The sequence below is a fragment of the Cellulosimicrobium sp. GQ32 genome, from assembly GCF_059758455.1.
Window position 1 is genome coordinate 458,203 of the sequence record NZ_JCAXEP010000001.1, and the last position, 19,866, is coordinate 478,068.

The 19,866-nt window shown below is 74.7% G+C and carries 17 protein-coding genes and 1 riboswitch; of the genes, 3 read left to right on the forward strand and 14 right to left on the reverse strand.

Features of this window, described 5'->3' with window-relative positions; genetic code table 11:
• Positions 1–33: 33 nt before the first annotated feature.
• The 11 genes from AC6CH9_RS01910 to AC6CH9_RS01960 form a co-directional block, all read right to left on the reverse strand.
• Positions 34–438, reverse strand: coding sequence for a rhodanese-like domain-containing protein (locus tag AC6CH9_RS01910; RefSeq protein ID WP_498153388.1), 405 nt, complete (start codon positions 436–438; stop codon positions 34–36).
• A gap of 95 nt (positions 439–533) precedes the next feature.
• The gene (locus AC6CH9_RS01915; RefSeq protein ID WP_498153389.1) at positions 534–1,799 is read right to left on the reverse strand and encodes an LLM class flavin-dependent oxidoreductase; all 1,266 of its coding nucleotides are present in this window, start codon (positions 1,797–1,799) and stop codon (positions 534–536) included.
• A 59-nt stretch (positions 1,800–1,858) separates the two neighbouring features.
• The gene (locus AC6CH9_RS01920; RefSeq protein WP_498153390.1) at positions 1,859–2,800 is read right to left on the reverse strand and encodes an NADPH-dependent oxidoreductase; all 942 of its coding nucleotides are present in this window, start codon (positions 2,798–2,800) and stop codon (positions 1,859–1,861) included.
• Positions 2,797–3,978 carry an FAD-dependent oxidoreductase gene (locus AC6CH9_RS01925; RefSeq protein ID WP_498153391.1) on the reverse strand — a complete coding sequence of 394 codons (1,182 nt, stop codon included), beginning with the start codon at positions 3,976–3,978 and terminating at the stop codon, positions 2,797–2,799. Before AC6CH9_RS01925 ends, AC6CH9_RS01920 begins: the two co-directional genes overlap by 4 nt.
• 7 nt (positions 3,979–3,985) lie before the next feature.
• The gene (locus AC6CH9_RS01930; protein ID WP_498153392.1) at positions 3,986–5,008 is read right to left on the reverse strand and encodes an ABC transporter substrate-binding protein; all 1,023 of its coding nucleotides are present in this window, start codon (positions 5,006–5,008) and stop codon (positions 3,986–3,988) included.
• A 149-nt stretch (positions 5,009–5,157) separates the two neighbouring features.
• Complete coding sequence (locus AC6CH9_RS01935) at positions 5,158–5,952, reverse strand: amino acid ABC transporter ATP-binding protein (RefSeq protein WP_498153393.1); 795 nt, start codon at positions 5,950–5,952, stop codon at positions 5,158–5,160.
• Complete coding sequence (locus tag AC6CH9_RS01940; RefSeq protein WP_498153394.1) at positions 5,949–7,040, reverse strand: amino acid ABC transporter permease; 1,092 nt, start codon at positions 7,038–7,040, stop codon at positions 5,949–5,951. Before AC6CH9_RS01940 ends, AC6CH9_RS01935 begins: the two co-directional genes overlap by 4 nt.
• Positions 7,037–7,630 (reverse strand): GNAT family N-acetyltransferase, encoded by a 594-nt coding sequence (locus tag AC6CH9_RS01945; protein ID WP_498153395.1) that lies wholly within the window; start codon positions 7,628–7,630, stop codon positions 7,037–7,039. The genes AC6CH9_RS01940 and AC6CH9_RS01945 overlap by 4 nt, the downstream gene beginning before the upstream one ends.
• Complete coding sequence (locus AC6CH9_RS01950; RefSeq protein WP_498153396.1) at positions 7,627–8,568, reverse strand: DUF1684 domain-containing protein; 942 nt, start codon at positions 8,566–8,568, stop codon at positions 7,627–7,629. The genes AC6CH9_RS01945 and AC6CH9_RS01950 overlap by 4 nt, the downstream gene beginning before the upstream one ends.
• A 58-nt stretch (positions 8,569–8,626) precedes the next feature.
• Positions 8,627–10,021 carry an NtaA/DmoA family FMN-dependent monooxygenase gene (locus AC6CH9_RS01955; protein WP_498153397.1) on the reverse strand — a complete coding sequence of 465 codons (1,395 nt, stop codon included), beginning with the start codon at positions 10,019–10,021 and terminating at the stop codon, positions 8,627–8,629.
• A 19-nt stretch (positions 10,022–10,040) separates the two neighbouring features.
• Positions 10,041–11,195, reverse strand: coding sequence for an LLM class flavin-dependent oxidoreductase (locus AC6CH9_RS01960; RefSeq protein ID WP_498153398.1), 1,155 nt, complete (start codon positions 11,193–11,195; stop codon positions 10,041–10,043).
• 357 nt (positions 11,196–11,552) lie between these two features.
• Positions 11,553–11,651: riboswitch (SAM riboswitch) on the reverse strand.
• A 172-nt stretch (positions 11,652–11,823) separates the two neighbouring features.
• Here AC6CH9_RS01960 and AC6CH9_RS01965 point away from each other — a divergent pair.
• Positions 11,824–12,546: a TetR/AcrR family transcriptional regulator gene (locus tag AC6CH9_RS01965; protein ID WP_498153399.1), complete on the forward strand. Its 723-nt coding sequence runs from the start codon at positions 11,824–11,826 to the stop codon at positions 12,544–12,546.
• A 95-nt stretch (positions 12,547–12,641) separates the two neighbouring features.
• The gene (locus tag AC6CH9_RS01970) at positions 12,642–15,275 is read left to right on the forward strand and encodes an MMPL family transporter (RefSeq protein ID WP_498153400.1); all 2,634 of its coding nucleotides are present in this window, start codon (positions 12,642–12,644) and stop codon (positions 15,273–15,275) included.
• A gap of 72 nt (positions 15,276–15,347) precedes the next feature.
• Here AC6CH9_RS01970 and AC6CH9_RS01975 read toward each other — a convergent pair whose 3' ends face one another.
• Both AC6CH9_RS01975 and purL read right to left on the reverse strand, forming a co-directional pair.
• A complete protein-coding gene (locus AC6CH9_RS01975) occupies positions 15,348–16,355 on the reverse strand; it encodes an endonuclease/exonuclease/phosphatase family protein (protein ID WP_498153401.1) in 1,008 nt (335 codons plus the stop codon).
• 240 nt (positions 16,356–16,595) lie between these two features.
• On the reverse strand, positions 16,596–18,971 hold the full coding sequence (purL, locus tag AC6CH9_RS01980; RefSeq protein WP_498153402.1) for a phosphoribosylformylglycinamidine synthase subunit PurL: 2,376 nt from the start codon (positions 18,969–18,971) through the stop codon (positions 16,596–16,598).
• 188 nt (positions 18,972–19,159) lie between these two features.
• Between purL and AC6CH9_RS01985 the strand changes: the two genes are divergently transcribed.
• Positions 19,160–19,435 carry a hypothetical protein gene (locus AC6CH9_RS01985; protein ID WP_498153403.1) on the forward strand — a complete coding sequence of 92 codons (276 nt, stop codon included), beginning with the start codon at positions 19,160–19,162 and terminating at the stop codon, positions 19,433–19,435.
• Positions 19,436–19,453: 18 nt separating this feature from the next.
• On the opposite strand, the gene AC6CH9_RS01990 is transcribed toward AC6CH9_RS01985, so the two are convergent.
• Positions 19,454–19,840, reverse strand: coding sequence for a DUF1304 domain-containing protein (locus AC6CH9_RS01990; protein ID WP_053369381.1), 387 nt, complete (start codon positions 19,838–19,840; stop codon positions 19,454–19,456).
• Positions 19,841–19,866 lie beyond the last annotated feature (26 nt).

The following is a 19,866-nucleotide window of genomic DNA, read 5'->3' on the forward strand; positions in this document are numbered from 1 at the left end:
GCGGGTGGTGCGCGGTGCGGGTCGGGCGCCGGCTCAGGGCCGGGCGGACGCCGTCGGGTCCTCGGACGCCGTCGGCTCCGGAGTCGTCGCAGGCGCCTCGACCGGGTCGGACGCCGGGAGGCCGGCGTCCTTCCAGGCCGGGAAGCCGCCGTCGACGTGCGAGACGTTCGTGTACCCGCGCTCGGCGAGCGCCGCGGCGACGGGGCCGGAGCCGTTCGGCGACCCGCACACGACGACGACGGGCGTGTCGAGCGAGATCGCCGGGTTGTCGGCGGGGCCGAACAGCGCGTCGAGGTCGTGGCGGTCGGCGAGCGTCGCGCCGGGGATCTCGCCGTGCGACGCGCGGCCGCCGGCCGAACGCACGTCGATCAGCAGCGCGCCGTCGGCGACCCTGGCCGCGGCGTCGCTCGCGGTCTCGAGGGGCGGGGTGGTCGTCATGGGTCTTCTCCTTCGAGGGATCGTCGCGAGATCGACCCGCACGTCCGAGATCGACCTCAGGAGGTCGACCTGGCGACGCGCAGGTCGATCTCGCGTCAGGGGGTGGCGGCGAGCGCCGGTGCGACGTCGGTGGCTGCGGGTGTCGCCGCGGCGTCGGGAGCAGGGTCCGCCGCGAACCAGTGCTCGGCGAGCAGCTCGAACGAGCGGCGCGCGTCGTCGGCGTCGTGGGTCGCGGTGGTGACGAGCAGCTCGTCGGCGCCGGTCGCGCGGCGCAGCGTCTCGAGCCGCTGCACGACCGTCCCCGGGTCGCCGACGATCCGCGTGTCGACGCGGTCCGCGACGAGCGCGCGCTCGGCCTGGGGCCGCTCCTCCCACGCGGGCGACGTGCCCGGTTCCGGGTAGGCGATCGCGCCGTCGGCGCCGCTGCGGATGGACAGGACCCAGTCGGCGAACGGCGTCGCGAGCTCGCGAGCGCGCTCGATCGTGTCGGCGACGAGCACGTCGGCGGACACGACGACGTACGGCTCGTCGAGCACGCCCGGGCGGAACGCCTCGCGGTAGGCGGCGACGGTGTCGATCGTCGCCGACGGCGCCACGTGGTAGTTCGCGGCGATCGGCAGCCCGAGCTCGCCCGCGACGCGCGCGCTCTCACCAGGGCTCGACGCGAGGACCCACAGGTCCCAGTCGGCGCCCTCGACGGGCGGGCTCACGTACGGCGTCCCGTGCTCGTCGCGGTACGTCCCGGCACGCAGGCCGAGCACGAGGTCGAGCTCGTCGCGAAAGCTGACCGGCGTGCGCGAGGCGCCGACGATCCGCTTCTGGGCGAGGATCCGCTCGCGCAGGACGGAGTCGTTGACGTCCGACGGCGGCGCTCCCGGGACGTAGAGCCCCTCCACGACCCGGGGACCGGTCGCGGCGGACCGCACCGCGCGCACCGGACCCTGCGTGCCCGTCCCGCCCTTCGGCGGCGTGAACGCCCGCCCCAGCCCGAGGTCGACCCGGCCGGGGTGCAGCGCGGCGATCGTCCCGAACTGCTCGGCGGCGACGAGCGGGCTCGTCGTGCTCAGCAGCACGGCACCGCTGCCGACGCGGATGCGCTCGGTCCGGGCCGCGACGGCGGCGGCGAGCACGGCGGGCGACGCCGAGCCGACGCCGGGTGACAGGTGGTGCTCGGCGTACCAGACGCGGTGGTAGCCGAGCCGGTCGAGGTCGCGCGCGAGCCCGACGGCGCGGCGCACCGCGTCCTGGCCCGTCGCCCCCTCGGGGACGATCGCGAGGTCGAGCACGGACAGCGGGACGCGGCCGGACGCCGGTCGCGGCCCGCCGGGGGCGGCGGTCTGGTGCGGGTGCTGGTGGGACATGGCTTCCTCTGGTGGGGTGCGGTGGCTCGGGGCGACGCGGTCGCGTGCGGGGTCGCCGGCTACTTGGACGGGAACCCGAGCGCGGCGAGCGTGGGTCGCAGGTGGGCGCGCCCGCGGAGGGCACCGGGGACGCGCAGGCGGTCGACGACACGGTCGTGCCAGCCGCCGTCGAGCCCCTCCTCGCGGTAGAAGGGCGCGATGCGCTCCTCGTACGCCGCGACGTGCTGCTCCTGGTCGGCGGCGCGGTAGCGCTCGGCGTGCAGGACGGCGGCCTGCGGCAGCCGCGGCTTGACCCGTTCGCCGCCCGCGGGGTCGGGGTGCCCGACGACGAGCCCGACGACCGCGACGACGCCCTCGGGCAGGCCGAGCTCCGCCGCGACCTGCGCGGGGTGGTTGCGCAGCGCGCCGATGAAGACGGTGCCGAGGCCGAGGGACTCGGCCGCGACGACGGCGTTCTGCGCGGCGAGCGCGGCGTCGAGGAACGCCACGACCGTCGTCTCGAGGTAGTCGGTGGCCTCGAGCCGGACGCCCTGGCGCTCGCCGAGGGCGCGCGCCCGCGCGACGTCCGCGAGCCACACGAGCAGCAGCGGCGCGGTGCGGATGTGCTCCTGGTCGCCGGCGAGCGCCGCGAGCCGGTCCTTGCGCGCGGCGTCGGTGACGGCGACGACGCTCCAGAGCTGGAGGTTCGACGACGTCGGCGCGGACTGCGCCGCGGCGACGAGCGTCGGGACGACGTGGTCGGCCAGCGTGTCGGTCAGGTAGCGGCGCACCGTCCGGTGACCGAGCTGCGTCGCGAGGACGGTGCCGGGCAGGTCCACGACGGGCGCCAGTCCCTCGGTCGCTCCCGGCGCGACGTCCTCGGCGGAGCCGGGGTCCACGCCGTACCGCGCCGCGAGCGCAGCGCGGGGGCCGTCGGTGTCGTGGGGCGGCGTGGGGAGCGGCGTGGGGTCCGCGGACGGAGCCGGAGCGTCCGCGGCGGCAGGTGCGGGAGCGATCGTCACGAGGCGGTCCTCTCGGGGAGTGCGGCGAGGCGGGCGAGCGCGAACCGGTCGGCTGCGGGGAGGTCCTCGGGGGTGGTCGCGAGGTCGGCGAGCACGCGGCCGACCGCGGGGGCGAACTTGAAGCCGTGGCCGGAGAACCCGGCGCCGACGACGACCGCGCCGCGCCGGTCGAGCACGAAGTCGTGGTCCGGCGTGGTCGTGTACGTGCAGCTCACGGGGACGTAGGCGTCGGGGTCGAGGCCGGGCAGCCAGGTGCGCACGTAGTCGCGCAGCGCGGCGAGCTGGCCCGGCTCGGGCCGGTAGGAACGCCGGTCGGGGTCGACGACGGGGCCGACCCCGTGGAAGCCGACCTTGACGCCCTCGCCCGGGGTCGCGAGGCCGTAGACGCCGCTCGGCCAGGCGGTGCCGGGACCGACGTCGTGCGTGAACGCGGGCCACCCCTGCGGGGACGCGCCCGCGGCGAGCGCGAAGTGCGCCGGCTGCTCCTGGGTCACGACGAGCGGGAGCTCCTGCCCCAGCAGCCCGCCGGTCGGGCCGCCGAGCAGGCCGGCGCTCCACGCCCCGACCGTCACGACGACGACCCGCGCGACGACGTCGCCGCCGTCGGTGACGACGCGCACGCCCTCCGGGACGCGCTCGACGTGCCGCACGGCGACCTCGTGCCGGACGTCGGCGCCCCGGGCGGCCGCGGCACCCTGGAGCGCCGCGACGGCGCGGTCGGCGTGCAGCCGCCCGGCCGTCGAGACCTCGTGCAGCACCCGGCCCTCGAACCGCAGTCCCGGCCACCGCTCGGCCGCGGCCGCGGGGTCGAGCCACTCGTGCTCGATCCCGCGGGCCGCGAACGCCGCGCCGATCGCGTCGGCACGGCGCTCGGCCGCGCCGTCGCGCCGCCCGTGGCTCACGCCACCGGTCACGTCGAGGAGCTCGGTGCCGGTCTCCGCCTCGACCTCGCGCCACAGGCCGAGCGCCTCCTGCGCGAGGTCGAGGTACTCGGGCTCGGCGTACGTCGTGCGGTAGATGCGCGACGTCCCGTGCGAGGCGCCGTGCGCGTGCCCGGGCGCGAAGCGCTCGAGCAGCACCACGTCGCGCCCGCGCCGGGCGAGCTGCCACGCCGCGGCCGAGCCCATGACGCCGCCCCCGACCACGAGGTGGTCGACGTGCTGGGTGCTGGTGGTCATGCGCGGGTCACTCCGTCTTCGGCAGGCCGGGCGGGTTGGTCTGCGACTCCTCGACGGCCTCGGACTCCAGGCCCCACCGCTGGAGCACCTCGAGGTACGTGCCGTCCTCGATGGCGTGGTTGATCGCGGCGGTGATGGCCGGGGCCGCCTCGTTGCCCTTCTTCGTGGCGACGGCGATCTGCGCCGTGTCGGGCCAGCCGCCGTTGAGCGTGCCGACGACCGTGAAGTCCTGCGGGGAGATCGCCGCCTGGTACGCGAGCGACGCGTTGGGGCCGACGTACGTCTCGATGCGCCCGGACTGGAGCGCGAGCAGGACGTCGGAGAACTGCTCGTAGTACTCGGGGCCCTGGATGGGCTCGAGGCCGTCCTCCTGGTTGAGGCGGTCCCACTCGAGCACGATCTTCTCCTGGTTGGTCCCGGAGCCGACGGCGACGACCTTGCCCGCGATGTCCTCGCGCTTCGTGATCGACGTGATGTCGGAGTCGGCGCCGACGAGCCAGCCGAGCTCGTCGTTGCGGTACGTGGAGAAGTCGATGGTCTCCTTGCGCTCCTCCGTCACGGTGACGTTGGAGATCACGGCGTCGACGTCGCCCGAGCCGAGAGCCAGCGGCCAGTCGGCCCAGGCCTTGACCTCGAGGCGCAGGTCCTTGCCGAGCGCGTCGGCGACGAGCTGCGCGATGTCGGTCTCGTTGCCGATGGGCGTCTCGTCGTCGTCGGCGAGGAAGCCGAGCGGCGGCGCGGAGCCGGCGAAGATCGCGACGACGATCTCGTCCTTGTCCTTCCAGGCGTCCGGCAGGAGCGCGACCGCCTCGGCCGACTCGGTGGTGCGGATGCGGTCCTGGTCCGGGCTCGTGCTCACGTCGAGGGCGTCCGAGACGGACGTCGTGCTCTCCTCGGTGGCCGTGTCCTCCTCCGCGGCGGCCGGGGCCTCGGTGCTCACCCCGGAGCAGGCCGCGAGCGCCAGCAGGGGCACGACGGCGAGGGCGGCGAGCGCGCGGGGGGCGCGGGCGCGGGTGGTCGTTGCGGTCACGGGTGTCCTACCTCTCGGGTGGTGCGTCGGGCGACGCAGGGAGTGCGGGTGTGCGGGACGGCCGGACGGCCGGTCGCGGGTGACGACGTCGGGAAGCGGTGGCGGGGCGGTGCGTGGGGCGACGGGTCGGGAACCCGGTTCGCGGCGGGTCAGAGGACCTTCTGGAGGAAGGCCCGGGTGCGTTCGTGGCGCGGGTGGTCGAGCACCTCGGCGGGGGTGCCCTGCTCCACGACGACGCCGTCGTCCATGAACACGACGGTGTCGGCGACCTCGCGGGCGAAGCCGATCTCGTGCGTGACGACGACGAGCGTCGTGCCGGTGCTCGCGACGTCCTTGATGACCTCGAGCACCTCCCCGACGAGCTCGGGGTCGAGCGCCGAGGTCGGCTCGTCGAACAGGAGCACCTTGGGCCGCAGCGCGAGCGCACGGGCGATGGCGACGCGCTGCTGCTGCCCGCCGGAGAGCTGGCGCGGCCGGGCGTCGGCCTTGTCCGCGAGCCCGACGCGCTCGAGCAGCGCGCGGGCCTCGGGCTCGACGTCCTCGCGACGGCGGCGCTGCGCCGAGACCGGCGCCTCGACGACGTTCTCGAGCGCGGTGAGGTGCGGGAAGAGGTTGAAGCTCTGGAAGACGAACCCGATCTGGGTGCGCTGGCCGAGGATCTCGCGCTCCTTCAGCTCACGCAGGGTGTTGCCCTTGCGGCGGTACCCGATGAGCTCGCCGTCGAGCGAGATGAACCCCTTGTCGACCTTCTCCAGATGGTTGATCGCGCGCAGCAGCGTCGACTTGCCCGACCCGGACGGGCCGAGCACGACCGTCACGGACCCGGGCGGCACGGTGAGCGACACGTCGCGCAGCACCTCGAGCGTGCCGAAGCTCTTGTGGACGCCGTGGATCTCGACGAGCCCGGCGGTCGCGACGTCGGGGGTGGCGGCGACGGCGCTCATGCCGCACCTCCCGCCGTGCGCGCGGTGCGGGTCAGCACGCCCACGCGGGCACGGGCCGCGTACGCGGGCGGGACGGAGTCGGGCACCGGCCGGCCGGAGAGCCGCGACGCCCAGACCAGGACGGTCCAGCGGGCTTTCTGGAGCGGCGTCGGCGGCAGCGTGCGGACCGCGCCCTTCGCGTAGTGCCGCTCGACGTAGTACTGGACGACCGTGATGAGCGTCGTCAGCACGAGGTACCAGATCGACGCGACGATGAGCAGCGGCACGACGCGGCCGTTGCGGCCGTAGATGACGCTGACGATGTAGAACAGCTCGCCGTACGCGAGGACGTAGACGATCGACGTGCCCTTGAGGAGCCCGATCACCTCGTTGACGGCCGTCGGGATGATGGAGCGCATCGCCTGCGGCAGGATGATGCGGCTCACCTGGCGCCGCTTGGGTATGCCGAGCGACGCGGCCGCCTCCTGCTGCCCCTGGTCCACCGAGAGGATCCCGGCGCGCACGATCTCCGCCGAGTACGCGGCCTGCGAGAGCCCGAGGCCGAGGATCGCGGCCCAGAACTTGTCGATCACGGACAGCGTGTCGAAGTACAGGAACTCCGGCCCGAAGGGGATGCCGACGCTGAGGTACGGGTACAGGTACGCGAGGTTGTACCAGAGCAGGAGCTGGAGCAGCAGCGGCACGGACCGGAACACCCACGTGTACGTCCACGACACCGACTGCAGGAGCGGCGAGCGCGACAGCCGCATGAGCGCGAGGACCGTGCCGAGCGCGAACCCGACGACCGACGCGACGAGCGTGAGCCGGATCGTCGCCCACGCGCCCTCGAGGATCGAGGGCCAGGTGAGGTACTGCGCGACGACGCCCCACTCCCAGCGGTCGTTCGTCACGAGCGAGCTGACGACCATGGCGAGCAGCACGGCCACGCCGGCCGTCGCGGCCCAGCGGCCCGGGTGCCGCGCGGGGACGATGCGCAGGCTCTCCAGCGGCAGCGCGTCCTCGACACCGCCGCGCCGGTCGGCGGGGTGCCGGCCCGACGGCGGCGCGAGCTGCCGGGACTCGTCCTGCGGGAGCGACACGGTGCTCATGGCGCGACCTCCAACCACTTCTCGAAGGCGAGCGGGCCGATCTCCTCGGGATCGGTCCCGGTGTCGAAGAGGGGCGTGTAGCCCGTCGCGAGGTACAGGCCGGCGGCCTCGGGCTGCCGCGGACCGGTCGTCAGGTAGAGACGCCGGTACCCGCGCTCGACCGCTCGGCGCTCCAGCTCCGCCAGCACGACGCGCGCCAGGCCCTGGCGCCGGTGCGCGGAGTGCGTCCAGATCCGCTTGAGCTCGGCGGTCCGCACGGCGGGCGTCCCGTCGCTGCGCCGCGCGGACTGCCGGGCGAGGCGTGCCGGGTCGCCGAGCTCGGGCTCGGTCCGACGGCGGAACGCACCGCCCGCGACCGGCTCGCCGTCCTCCAGCACCAGCACGAGCTCGCCGTGCGGCGCCGCGAAGTCCTGCGCGGGGTAGTGCTCCATCTCGGCGCGGAGCTCGTCCGCGGTCAGCACGCGCTGGTAGCGCGTCCAGTACTCCTGGGACAGCTCGTCGAGGAGCGGCCGCACGAGCGGGTCGTGCATCGCGACGGACCGGACCTCGCGCGTTCCCCGCCCGGCGGGGCGCGCGGCGACCGCGGTCACCGGGGCGCCCTCTCGCCCGCGGTGACGGCGAACGGCACGTGGTTGCCCTCGACCGGCGCCGGGCACGTCCCGAAGTCGCTGAACGCGTACGGCAGGTTGATCGCCCGGTTGAGGTCGAGCCGCACGCGCCCCTCGGCGCCCGGCGCCACGTCGGCGTCCACCCACAGGACGCGCCAGGGCGCGACGTCGTCCGCCTCGTCGCTGAACAGCAGCGTCACCGCGCCGCCGGCCTTGCCCGTGAGGTGGAGCGTCGCACGGTGGACGACGCCGTCGCGCTCGACGACGAGGTCGACCTCGCCGACCGTGCTCACGTGGTGCACGAGCCCGGGGCGCGCGGCACCGACGACGACGGGCCGCGGCGCGTCGTACCAGCGCGCCGCCGCGTCCACGACCCAGGCGGGGTCGTACGCGAAGGACGGGACGCCGTCGAACGCGATCCGGGCGGGGGCGAGCGGGTCGCGGAGGCGGACCGCGTACCGGCCCGTGCGGCGCACGACCTCGACGGCGACCTCACGCGTCTCGTCCGGTCCGTCGTGCTCACCGCTCCGCGCGCTCGCCGGACCGGTCCCGGACTCCCGGCCCTCCGGCAGGTACGTCCCCGCGACCGACGACCCGCCCTCGGGGACGACGACCGTCGTGACGGCCACGCCCGCCGTCGTGCGCACGGCGCCGTCCGTGCCCGCGCGGTGGTGCGCGCCGTCGGCGTCGGCCCACCAGAGGCCGGGCACGCCGGGCAGCGCGGCGGGCTCGGTCGGCAGCCAGTGGTAGGCGACGAGGCTCAGCCAGCCGTGCGGCGGGCGCAGCGCCTCCTCCCGCTCGGCGTGCCAGCCGGCCCACGCCGTGGCGTCGGGCGACGGGGTCGACGCGGCGACGACGGGCGTGCCGGTGGTGGGCGCGGTGGCCGCGGCGCCCGTGGCGGTCGGCGTGCTCGTGCTCATGGGTCCTCCGAGGTCGGTGCGGTGCAGGTCTGCGGGACTGGTGCGGGTCGGGCTGCGGTCAGCCGACGAGCTCGGCCGAGGCCGGCTCGGGGTCGGCGACCTCTCGCGCAGTGCTGGGCCGGCCGAGGCCGAGGTGCTCGCGCAGGGTCGTGCCCTCGTACTCCGTGCGGAACGAGCCGCGCTCCTGGAGCAGGGGGACGACCTGGTCGAGCACGTCGTCGAGACCGCCCGGCGTGAGGTGCGGGACGAGGATGAAGCCGTCGGACGCGTCCTCCTGGACGTGGCGGTCGATGTCGTCCGCGACCTGCTGCGGGGTGCCGACGAACCCGCCGCGCGACGTCACCTGGATGACGAGCTCGCGGATCGACCAGCCGTTCGCCTCCGCCTGCTCGCGCCACGCCGCGGCGACCGCCGCCGGGTCCTTCGCGTGCCGCACGCGTCCGCGCGTGATCGACAGGTTGTCCGTGTCGGGCTCGACGTCGGGCAGCGGCCCCTCGGGGTCGTACGCCTCGAGGTCGCGGCCCCAGACCTGCTCGAGGAACGCGATCGCCGTCGGGCCCGAGACCTGCTGGAGCCGGATCTCCCGCGCGCGCTCCTCCGCCTCGGCGGGCGTGTCGCCCAGCACGACGACGGTCGCGGGCAGGATCTTCAGGGAGTCGCGCTCGCGCCCGTGGGCCGCGAGGCGCCCCTTGACGTCCTCGTAGAACGCGCGACCGGCGTCGAACGTCGAGTGCGCGGAGAACACGACGTCGGCGGTCCGGGCGGCGAAGTCCCGGCCGTCGGCGGAGTCGCCGGCCTGGAACAGGACGGGGTGGCCCTGCGGCCCGCGCGGCGTCTCGAACAGCCCGACGACGTCCGCGTACGACCCGTGGTGAGCGACCGGCCGCACCGACCCGGGGCGCAGGAACTCGCCCGCGATCCGGTCGGCCAGCACCGCGTCGTCGTCCCACGAGTCCCACAGGGCGCGCGCGACCTCGACGACCTCGGCCGCCCGCGCGTAACGCTCCGGGTACGGGAGGTAGCCGCCGCGGCGGAAGTTGGCGCCCGTGAAGGCGTCGGGGCTCGTCACGAGGTTCCACGCCGCGCGGCCCTCGGAGAGCAGGTCGAGCGTCGCGAACTGCTTCGCGAGCTCCCACGGCTCGTTGAACGTCGTGTTGATCGTGCCCGCGAGGCCGAGGCGGTCCGTGACGGCCGCGAGCGCGGCGAGGACGGGCAAGGTGTCGGGTCGACCCACGACGTCGAGGTCGTGGATGCGGCCCTTGTGCTCGCGCAGGCGCAGGCCCTCGGCGAGGAAGAAGAAGTCGAGCTTCGCGTCCTCGGCGCGGCGGGCGAGGTGCTCGAACGAGGCGAAGTCGATCTGGCTGCGCGAGCGGGGGTCGCTCCAGACGGTGGTGTTGTTGACGCCCGGGAAGTGGGCGCCGAGGTGGATCTGCTTGCGGGGGCGCGTGCTCATGTCGTCGTTCCGTCCGGGTTCAGGCGATCGCCGCGTAGCGGTTGGCGGGGAGCGGGAGGCCGAGCGTGTCGCGCAGCGTCGTCCCGGGGTAGGCCGTGCGGAACAGGCCGGCCCCCTGGAGGAGCGGCACGACGCCGTCGACGATCGCGTCGAGGTCGGTGCTCAGGGACGACGGCCGCAGGAGGAACCCGTCGGCTGCGCCGTCGTGCGCCCACTCCTCGACCGTGACGGCGAGGTCGCGCGCCGTGCCGACGTGCGTGAGCGAGTCGGTGTCCCACGAGACGCCCTCGAGGTCCTCGAGCAGGTCGAGGCGGGCCTGGGCGCTCGCGCGGGTGTCGCCGATGACGACGTAGGCGTCGACGAGGACCCGGAGCGTGTCGGGGTCGCGCCCGGCGTCCGCGGCGGCGTCGCGCACCTGCGTCCGCAGGGCGACGGCCTCGTCGCGGGTCGCGGCGCGAACCCGGACGACGTCGGCCCGGCGGGCCGCGAGGTCGAGCGAGGCGGGCGTGTCCGCGCGGACGACGACGGGCGGCTGGCCCTGTGGTGGCCGCGGCGTGATGGACGGCCCCTTGACGGCGAACCGGATGCCCTCGTGGTCGACGTAGTGGAGCTTCTCGCGGTCCACGAACCGGCCCGTCGCGACGTCGCGGATCTCGGCGTCGTCCTCCCACGAGTCCCACAGGCGCGTGACGACCTCCACGGCCTCGTCCGCCTCGGCGACGGCGTCGCGCTCGTCCTGCGCGCCCTTGCGACCGAACGCGGCGGCCTCGGCCGGCGTCGTCGACCACCCGACCTGCCACCCCGCGCGCCCGGAGCTCACGTGGTCGATCGTCGCGATCGCCTTGGACACGTGGAACGGCTCGGTGTGCGTGGTCGTCACGGTCGGGACGAGACCGATGCCCGCACTGCGGGGCGCGAGGCGGGACGCGACGAGCGCGGCGTCGAGCCGGCCCCGCACGGACCCGTTGCGGCCGGGCTGGAGCGTGAACGCGTCGTCGAGCGAGACGAGGTCGAGCAGGCCGCGCTGGGCGGTGGCGACGAGCTCGACGAGGCGCTTGGCGTCGAAGAGCCGCTGGGCCTGGGAGCCCACGGTCCGCCAGGCGGCGGGGTGCGCGCCGGCGTCGGTGAGGTCGACACCGAGGTGGAGGGTACGGGCGGGGCGGGGGTCGGACATCGCGAGGATCCGTTCTCAGTTGAGCCGACGGCGCGCTCAGGGCGCGGCGGGGTGCCGGAAGGTGGGCAGGGCGGTCCGGCCGCGCGCGGCGGCAGGACGGGGCTGGGGAAGCCGGGAGGGACCCGGACCGCGCGCGGGGTGGCGCGGGGTGTCAGAGGCGGGTCGTCGTCAGCGACAACAGGCGACGCGCGCGGGACCCGCGGTCCCGAGGGCGCGGGCGCCAGGGCGGCCCGCGAGCGGACAGGGGCACGTCGACGCGTGCGCGGCGCTCACCGCGGTGCTCGACATTCGCCGGTCCATCGTCCGTCTCCTTCGTGCCCGTCGCCGGGCTCCGCGTCGTTGCCCCGTGCCGCGCGGTGTCCGCGCGACGCAGGGCCTGGTCCTCACCCGGGGCACCCCACCGCGCGGGAGGGTTGCCGTCCGACGAGCCGGGGCTTGGCGTCGGAGCTCATGACCATGTCCTGTGACCGGGGTACGTCGACCTCGGTTGCGCGGGAACTTACGAGCGCCCACCGCGGGGTGTCAACGCACCGAGGAGACCTTCCCACATACTGGACTTGATCGGTCAACTTTCAGTCGTCCGGGGCGCTGTTTGCACTGAGTGCATCGATGCACTTAGTGTCAAGAGGTGCCTCATCTCTCCGCGCCCGAGCCGGCGGACGCGCCCGTGACCGACCCGACCCCGGGCTCACCGACGGGCTCTGCGGCAAGCTTCCCGACCAGCCCCGCGACCGATCGCCGCGCCGCGCTGCGCGCGCGGCACCGCCGCGCGATCGTCGATGCCGCCGCGTCGCTCATGGAGGAGAACGGGGGCGCCCGGTTCACGGTCGACGAGCTGGCCGCACGGGCCGACGTCGCGCGGCGCACGATCTTCAACCACTTCGCGTCGCTCGACGACGTGGTGGTCGAGGTGTGCGAGGACGTGCTGGGCACGGTGGTCGAGGCGCTCGGGGCGAGCGCGGCCGACCCCGGTACCGACCGCACGACCCCGCTCGACGACGTCACCGCGGCGCTCCGCAGCACCGACCTCGTCGGCCCCATGGCCTACCTCACGCGCGCCCTCGGCGGCACCGCGACCGAGCCCACCCCGCGCGTCACGACGATGGTCGTGCGCACGTTCACCCACCTCGCCGAGCGCCTGGTCGCCGAGACCACGCGGCGGCACCCCGACGTCGACCCGCTCGAGATCGAGATGCTCGTCGGCGCGCTCATGGCCGGGGTCCTGGTGATCCAGCGACGCTGGTGGGCCGCGACCGGCGCCGCCGACGACGACGCCTCGCGCCGCGTGTGGGCCGACCTCCTCGACCGCCTCGTCGACCGCGTGCGCGCGGGCTGGGCGAGCCCCGCCTGACGCTGCCACCCCGCCCGGCCACCCGGCCGTCGGCACCGACCACCCCACCCGGACCGCCTCCCGGACCACCCCGGACTCCCACCCGAAGGATCCTCATGGCTGAACTCCTCTACCGCCTCGGGCGCGCGTGCGCGCGCCGCGCGCGGACCGTCCTCGCCGCGTGGCTCGCGGTGCTCGTGCTGGCCGGGGCGGCTTTCGTCGCGTTCGGCGGCACGCTCGCGAGCAGCTTCTCCATCCCCGGCACGCCGACCGCCGAGGTCACCGAGCGCCTCCAGACGGCGCTCCCGGAGGCCTCGGGCGGGAGCGGCACCATCGTCTTCGCCACGGAGGACGGCTCCGCGTTCACGCCCGAGCAGGAGGCGGCGATCTCCGACCGGCTCGCCGCGGCCGAGGAGGTCGACGGCGTCGAGACGGCCGTCGACCCGTTCGCGACGCAGACCGAGCTCGCGGACCAGCGCCAGCAGGTCGAGGACGGCCGGACCCAGATCGAGGCCGGGCGCGCGCAGATCGAGGACGGACGCACGCAGCTCGCCGCGGGCCAGGAGCAGCTCGACGCCGCGCGGGCCCAGCTCGACGAGGGCCAGACCCAGCTCGACGCGGCACGCGCGCAGGCGCAGGCCGCGGGCGCGCTCGACCAGGTCGCACCGCAGCTCGACGCCCAGCAGGCGGAGCTCGACGCCGGGCGTGCCGAGCTCGACGCCCAGGCCGCGGCGCTGGACAAGCAGGTGACCGCGCTGGAGGACCAGAGCACGACGCTCGAGGAGCAGTCCGCCCAGCTCGAGGCCTCCGCGCCGTTGCTCGAGATGGCGTCGGAGATCCGCATGGTCTCCGAGGACGGGAGCGCCGCCGTCGCGAGCGTCGCGTTCACCGAGCCGAACATGAGCATCGAGCAGCAGACCAAGGACGACCTCGTCGCGGTCTTCACCGACGACCCGGTCGAGGGCGTCCAGACGGACTTCTCGTCCGACATCACGCAGGGCGTCCCCCAGGTCTTCGGCGTGGGCGAGGCGATCGGCCTCGTCGTCGCGGCGATCGTGCTGGTCGTCATGCTCGGCACGCTCGTCGGCGCCGGGCTGCCGATCCTCACCGCGCTCATCGGGGTCGGGATCGGCGCGCTCGCCGCGATGTCGCTCTCCGGCGTCGTCGAGATGTCGTCGGTGACCCCCGTGCTCGGCCTCATGCTCGGGCTCGCGGTCGGGATCGACTACTCGCTGTTCATCGTCAACCGGCACCGCCGCCAGCTCAAGCAGGGTGACGACGTGCAGGAGTCGATCGCGCTCGCGAACGGCACGTCGGGCAACGCCGTCGTGTTCGCCGGCGCCACGGTGCTCATCGCGCTCCTCGCGCTCAACGTCACCGGCATCCCGTTCCTCGGCCTCATGGGGACCGTCGGCGCGCTGTGCGTCGCGATCGCCGTGCTCATCGCCGTCACCCTCACGCCCGCCCTGCTGAGCATGATCGGGACGCGCATCCTCAGCCGTCGCGAGCGCGCCGCGCTCGCCGGGACCGAGGCCGCCGAGGCCTCGGGCGGGACGGGCGCCACGACCGACACCGCGACGTCGGGCCCGGTCGCCCCGGACGGGACGAAGCCCGTGCGTCCCATGTCGACGCTGCGCGCGGTGGGCACGGCGACCCTCGCCGTCGTGGCGCTCGGGGTGATCGCGCTCCCCGCGCTGGACCTGCGGACCAACCTGCCCGACGGGTCGTCGGAGGCGCACGACTCCACGCAGTACCGCGCGTACTCGACGATCGCCGAGCAGTTCGGCGAGGGCACGAACGGCCCGCTGCTCGTCGTCGCCGACCTCCCGGGCGAGCCCACCGAGGCCGAGGCGCTGGAGTACCAGGTGAACGTCGCAGAGGAGCTCGGCGCGCTCGACGACGTCGTCGCGGTCGCCCCGATCGGGACGTCCGAGGACCGTACGGTCGCGGCGTTCCAGGTCATCCCGGCCGAGGGCCCGACGAGCGAGTCGACCGAAGAGCTCGTGCACGCGCTGCGCGCCCTCGAACCGCTCGACGGCGAGGTCACGCTCGGCGTCGCCGGCTCGGCCAGCGGCAACATCGACATCTCCGACAAGCTCGCGCAGGCGCTGCCGATCTACCTCGCGGTCGTCGTCGGGCTGTCGCTCGTCATCCTCGTCCTCGTGTTCCGGTCGGTCTTCGTGCCAGTCGTCGCGACGCTCGGGTTCATCCTGTCGTACTTCGCCGCGCTCGGCGGGGTCGTCGCGATCTACCAGTGGGGCTGGCTCTCGGGGGTGTTCGGCGTCGAGACGCCGGGCCCGATCCTCAACTTCCTGCCCACGATCCTCGTCGGCATCCTGTTCGGCCTCGCGATGGACTACCAGCTCTTCCTCGGCTCGGGGATGCGCGAGGCGTACGCGCACGGCGCCCCCGCGCGCGTCGCGATCGTGCAGGGCGTCCGAGCGGGCCGGGCCGTGGTGACCGCCGCGGCGATCATCATGATCTCCGTCTTCGGCGGGTTCGTCTTCTCGCACAGCGCGATGATCCGGCCCATCGGGTTCGCGCTCGCGTTCGGCGTGCTGGTCGACGCGTTCGTCGTGCGCATGCTGCTCGTCCCGGCGCTCATGCACCTCGTGGGCGACAAGGCGTGGTGGCTCCCCCGCTGGCTCGACCGCGTCCTGCCCGACGTCGACGTCGAGGGCGCCGCCCTCGAGCGCCGCCACCCGCACCACGAGACCCCCGTCGATTCCCCGGAGCCCGCGCGCGGCTGACCCCGCCCGGTGCCGAACCCGGGGTTCCGCGTCACCAACTCTGGTCGGTGGCGCGGAACCCCGGGTTCGGCGTCAGGGGCGGGGCACGTGGACCGTCGCGACGATCGTGCGGTGGTCGCTGCCGGGCACGGGCAGGGAGTCGACGTCGGTCACGACGTTCTCCCGGTCCGTCACCACGTGGTCGAGGTTCAGGACCGGCGGGACGGTGCCCGGGCGCGGCGACCACGACAGGTCGAGCCCGCCGCCCGACGCGCGGCTCGCGTCGTGGAACCGGTCGCCGAGGAGCCGCCGGAACGTCGCGTGGTCGTGGGTCGCGTTGAAGTCGCCGACGAGCACCTGCGGGAGCGGGTCCGCCGCCGCGCGCTCGGCGAGCGCGGCCGTCTCCTCGCCCCAGACCCGCACGTACTCCGGGATCGGCGGGATCGGGTGCACGGCGGTGACCCGCACCGGCACGCCGTCGACCTCGACGGTCGCAGACGGCATCGCGTCGTTGGAGAACGGCTCGACGTCGACGTCGTCGAGCGGCAGCGCGCTCCACAGCCCGCTGCCGAGCGCCCCGGACCCCACCTTCGCGTCGGCGCTGTACGGGAGCACGTCCTCGATGCCCGCCGCGACGAGGCGCTCGCGCAGGTCCGTCGTCAGCTCGAGCACCGCGAGCACCTGGACGTCCTGCTCGCGCACCAGGTCGACGAGCGCGTCCGCGTCGGCCGACCCGAGCCACGCGTTGGCCCCCATCACGCGCAGGGCCGCCGCGTCGTCGGGCGGCGCCGGACCGGGCACGAACGCGGGCACGAGCCACACCGCCTGCGCGGCGACGCACAGCGCGAGCAGCGCCGCGAGGACCCACCGGCGCGCGACGAGCGTGACCACGAGGCCGACGACGGCGGCCGCCGCGACGAACGGCGTGAACCCGACGACCTGCGCGAACGGCGTCACCGCGTCGTACGGGACCGCGCGCACGAGCGTGAGCAGCACGACCGCCACGGGCCCCGTGGCCAGCAGGACCGTGAGGACCGGGCCGCCCGGGCGCCGTCGGGTCATGACGCGCGCGGGCGGGAGGCTCGTGGTCGGCGAGGTCATGCCCGGACTCTCGCAGCGTCGCGGCGGACGCCGCGACCCGCCGCACCACCTCGCCCGCCGACCTCCACGAAACCCGCGCAGCCGGGCGCCCCGGTCCGGCGAACACGACATGAGGGTCGTTCTCCGCCCGTTGACGGCACCCGTGTCGTGCTCGACAGCGGGCAGGGTCGTGGTCGGCCAGGGTCCGCGGACGACGACGCCCCGGTCACCTCGCGGTGACCGGGGCGTCGGTGGCGGGTGTCAGCCGAAGATGGCCGGCAGCGTGGCGCGGAAGGCCGCGTCCGCCTCGCTGAGCGGGACGGTGAACAGGCCCGTGACCTCGAGCGCCTCGCCCGACTCGGCGGCGGCACCAGGCTCCGTGCCCGTCTCGCCGATCTTCAGCACGGGGACGCCGCGCGCGACGCACGCGTCGACGAGCTTGGACTCCTCGCCACGCGGCACCGCGACGAGCGCGCGGGCCGTGGACTCGGAGAACAGCGCCTCGAACGGGGTGACGCCGTCGCGCTCGGTCAGCGCGTCGAGCGACACCGTGGCGCCGACGCCGAAGCGCAGCGACGCCTCGAGGAGCGCCTGCGCGAGCCCGCCCTCGGAGAGGTCGTGCGCGGCCGACACGAGGTCGTCGCGGCTCGCGTTGACGAGCACGCCGGCGAGCGCCTTCTCCGCCGCGAGGTCGACCTGCGGCGGGAGACCGCCCAGGTGCCCGTGCTCGACCTCGGCCCACGCCGACCCGTCGAGCTCGGGGCGCGTCGTGCCGAGCAGGTAGATGCTCTCGCCCGTCTCGCGCCAGCCCGACGGCGTGGCGTGCGCGACGTCGTCGAGCACGCCGAGCACGCCCACGACCGGTGTCGGGTGGATCGACGAGTCGATCTGCCCCGGCTCGCCGGTCCCGTTGTAGAGCGAGACGTTGCCGCCCGTCACGGGCACGCCGAGCTCGCGGCACGCGTCCGCGAGGCCCTCGATCGCCTCGACGAGCTGCCACATCGAGTCCGGGTCCTCGGGCGAGCCGAAGTTGAGGCAGTCGGTCACGGCGAGCGGGCGGGCGCCCGTCGTCGCGACGTTGCGGTACGCCTCGGCGAGCGCGAGGCGCGCGCCCGTGCGCGGGTCGAGCTTGCCGTAGCGGCCGTTCGCGTCGGTCGCGAGCGCGACGCCGAGGCCCGTGCTCTCGTCGACGCGGATCACGCCCGAGTCGTCGGGCTGCGCGAGCGCGGTGTTGCCCTGCACGAACCGGTCGTACTGGTTCGTCACCCACTCCTTGGACGCGAGGTTCGGCGACGCGAGGAGGCGCAGCGCCGTCGCACGCAGGTCGTCGCCGCTCTCGGGGCGTGCGAGCGCGTCGGCCTCGACGGTCCGGGCGTTGAGCCCGTCCTGCCACGACGGGCGCGCGTACGGGCGGTGGTAGACCGGGCCCTCGTGCGCGACGGTCCGCGGGTCGACGTCGACGATGCGCTCGCCGTGGTGGTCGATCGTCAGGCGGCCCGAGTCGTTGACCTCGCCGATCACGGCGGTCTCGACGTCCCACTTGCGGGTGATCGCGAGGAACTCGTCGAGCTTCTCCGGCGCGACGACCGCCATCATGCGCTCCTGCGACTCGGACATGAGGATCTCGCCCGCGTTGAGCGTCGGGTCGCGCAGCAGGACGTCGTCGAGCCACACGTGCATGCCGCCGTCGCCGTTGGAGGCGAGCTCCGACGTCGCGCAGGAGATGCCGGCGGCGCCGAGGTCCTGGATGCCCTCCACGACCTGCGCCGCGTAGAGCTCGAGGCAGCACTCGATGAGGACCTTCTCCATGAAGGGGTCGCCCACCTGGACGCTCGGGCGCTTGGCGGGCACGCCGTCCTCGAACGTCTCCGACGCGAGGATCGAGGCGCCGCCGATGCCGTCGCCGCCCGTGCGGGCGCCGAACAGCACGACCTTGTTGCCGACGCCCGAGGCGTTGGCGAGGTGGATGTCCTCGTGGCGCAGCACGCCGAGGCACAGCGCGTTGACGAGGGGGTTGCCCTGGTACGAGGCGTCGAACACGAGCTCGCCACCGATGTTCGGCAGGCCGAGGCTGTTGCCGTAGCCGCCGACGCCGCTCACGACACCGTGCACGACGCGCGCCGTGTCCGGGTGGTCGACGGCGCCGAAGCGGAGCTGGTCCATGACGGCGACGGGGCGCGCGCCCATCGAGATGATGTCGCGCACGATGCCGCCGACGCCCGTCGCGGCGCCCTGGTAGGGCTCGACGAACGACGGGTGGTTGTGCGACTCGACCTTGAACGTCACGGCCCAGCCGTCACCGATGTCGACCACGCCCGCGTTCTCGCCGATGCCGACGAGCAGGTGCTTCTTCATCTCGTCCGTGGTCGCCGCGCCGAACTTCGACAGGTGGACCTTGGACGACTTGTACGAGCAGTGCTCGGACCACATGACCGAGTACATCGCGAGCTCCGCGGCCGTGGGGCGGCGCCCCAGGATGTCGCGGATGCGCTGGTACTCGTCGGGCTTGAGGCCGAGCTCGGCGTACGGCTGGACCTCGTCGGGGGTGGCGGCGGCGTGCTCGACGGTGTCCAGCGTCGGTCCAGCGGCGGGACGAGCGTCGGAGCGTGCGGAAGCCTGGGGTGCGGGGGCGGTCATCGTTTCCCTCGGGTGGGCGCTGAGCGGGGAGCGCACGACGGCGCACAGCCAGTCTACCGGCGGAGCGGCGACCGCCGTCCGCGCGTCTCAGGGCCGGGACGCCGGGCACGTCCCTCGCGCGGCGGCCGGGCCGGCACCCGGGCCCTCCCGAGATGCAGCCGGACGCGACTCGGGTTCGGATGGGGAGGGTGACCACGACCTTCTCGCTCCCCGACGCCCCCGCCCGCCCCTCGACCGGGGACCTGCTCGACCCGCACCTCGAGCGGCTCGGCCACGAGCTCACCCTCGTGGAGCGCCAGCTCACCGGGTACTCGCGGCGGACCGGGTCGTACGTGGGCCACGAGGCGTTCGAGACGGTCGAGCCGGCCGGCGGCCGCTACCGCGACGAGCTCGAGGCGGAGCGCGAGCGCATCCTCAGCCGCCTCGAGCTGCTGAGCGCGATGCGGGTCGCGGCGTCCGCCTGACGCAGCGGTGGCGGCCTCTCAGGAGGTCAGCCCCACGACGACCCCGATCACCCCGAGCAACGGCGGGACGAGCTGAACGAGCGCCGCGCGCGCCTTCGACGGCGACGAGAGGATCAGCACGAGCCCGGCGGCGACCATCGACCCTGCGCCGGCGACGACGAGCGTGAGGCCCACGTCCTGCCGGTCCGCCGCGTACAGGACGATGCCGAGCACGACGAGGACCGCGAGGAACAGGTTGTAGAAGCCCTGGTTGAACGCGAGCTCCTTGGTCGCCTCGGCCTCCTCGCGCGACGTGCCGAACGTCGCGCGCGTGCGCGCGCTCGTCCACGTGAGCGACTCCATGACGAAGATGTACACGTGGATCGCCGCGGCGACCCCCGCGAGCGCCAGCCCGAACCCGATCACGGTCGACCCCTCCCGGTCTGCGAGGC

What these genes read in the sequence shown, in the direction of transcription:
- AC6CH9_RS01960 (WP_498153398.1), bottom strand. Translation starts at nt 11,195, where the DNA reads ATGTCCGACCCCCGCCCCGCCCGTACCCTCCACCTCGGTGTCGACCTC.
- AC6CH9_RS01975 (WP_498153401.1), bottom strand. Translation starts at nt 16,355, where the DNA reads ATGACCTCGCCGACCACGAGCCTCCCGCCCGCGCGCGTCATGACCCGA.
- AC6CH9_RS01950 (WP_498153396.1), bottom strand. Translation starts at nt 8,568, where the DNA reads ATGAGCACGAGCACGCCGACCGCCACGGGCGCCGCGGCCACCGCGCCC.
- purL (WP_498153402.1), bottom strand. Translation starts at nt 18,971, where the DNA reads ATGACCGCCCCCGCACCCCAGGCTTCCGCACGCTCCGACGCTCGTCCC.
- AC6CH9_RS01915 (WP_498153389.1), bottom strand. Translation starts at nt 1,799, where the DNA reads ATGTCCCACCAGCACCCGCACCAGACCGCCGCCCCCGGCGGGCCGCGA.
- AC6CH9_RS01935 (WP_498153393.1), bottom strand. Translation starts at nt 5,952, where the DNA reads ATGAGCGCCGTCGCCGCCACCCCCGACGTCGCGACCGCCGGGCTCGTC.
- AC6CH9_RS01910 (WP_498153388.1), bottom strand. Translation starts at nt 438, where the DNA reads ATGACGACCACCCCGCCCCTCGAGACCGCGAGCGACGCCGCGGCCAGG.
- AC6CH9_RS01955 (WP_498153397.1), bottom strand. Translation starts at nt 10,021, where the DNA reads ATGAGCACGCGCCCCCGCAAGCAGATCCACCTCGGCGCCCACTTCCCG.
- AC6CH9_RS01970 (WP_498153400.1), top strand. Translation starts at nt 12,642, where the DNA reads ATGGCTGAACTCCTCTACCGCCTCGGGCGCGCGTGCGCGCGCCGCGCG.
- AC6CH9_RS01925 (WP_498153391.1), bottom strand. Translation starts at nt 3,978, where the DNA reads ATGACCACCAGCACCCAGCACGTCGACCACCTCGTGGTCGGGGGCGGC.
- AC6CH9_RS01940 (WP_498153394.1), bottom strand. Translation starts at nt 7,040, where the DNA reads ATGAGCACCGTGTCGCTCCCGCAGGACGAGTCCCGGCAGCTCGCGCCG.